Annotated in this window: 1 pseudogene; it reads right to left on the reverse strand. The window is 51.4% G+C overall.

Annotation, left to right across the window (positions count from 1 at the left end):
• Window positions 1-464: 464 nt before the first annotated feature.
• Window positions 465-602 (reverse strand): annotated as a pseudogene (locus CU102_RS31255) (beta-barrel domain-containing protein); the annotation flags it as partial.
• Window positions 603-623 lie beyond the last annotated feature (21 nt).

Raw genomic sequence — 623 nt, forward strand, 5'->3', positions numbered from 1 at the left:
TCAACACGATGCGATATGGGCTTTACAGAAACCGTTGGATTTTCCGGGTTTCGTCTATGGTCTCGATCGAGACACACCTCATCTGATGCGGGCGGTAACTACGGGCCTTTCAGAGCGCCTGGGAGTTCACCAGACAGAAAAAGGTCCTGAAGTGGAGCCCTAGGAATGGCGATCAGTATGACCGCACCCAACCCATATCCGGAATTTGAATGTGACCACTGTCGTCGCATTCTCATTGTATCTCCGCGGCTCCTTACAACGGAAAGCATTGTTCGATGCCCGCATTGCCAAACCTTCCTTGGAGTATGGGGGAGTTTGCTCGAAAGATACATCGTGGAAAAGGATGATGACGGAATAATGCGGTTAAACAAATTACCGGTAGACGGAAAAACATTGAATTAATTTCTTCCCACCCAACCCGGCCCAGGCAGCATCGGCGTTTCAGTTTTCGCGAAAGCTTCTGGTCAAGGAGCCGGGTATCGAAGCAATGCTTGCCCGCCATTGATGATCATCACCTCGGCCGGCATTTCCGGGACCAGGCGGACATCATCGAGCTTCTGAAGCGCATCAGGGGCTACTTTCACTTTTGCGAGAAAATACGAACTGCGCGAACGCGGTTAGCA

The organism is Phyllobacterium brassicacearum (assembly GCF_003010955.1).
GTDB lineage: Bacteria > Pseudomonadota > Alphaproteobacteria > Rhizobiales > Rhizobiaceae > Phyllobacterium > Phyllobacterium brassicacearum.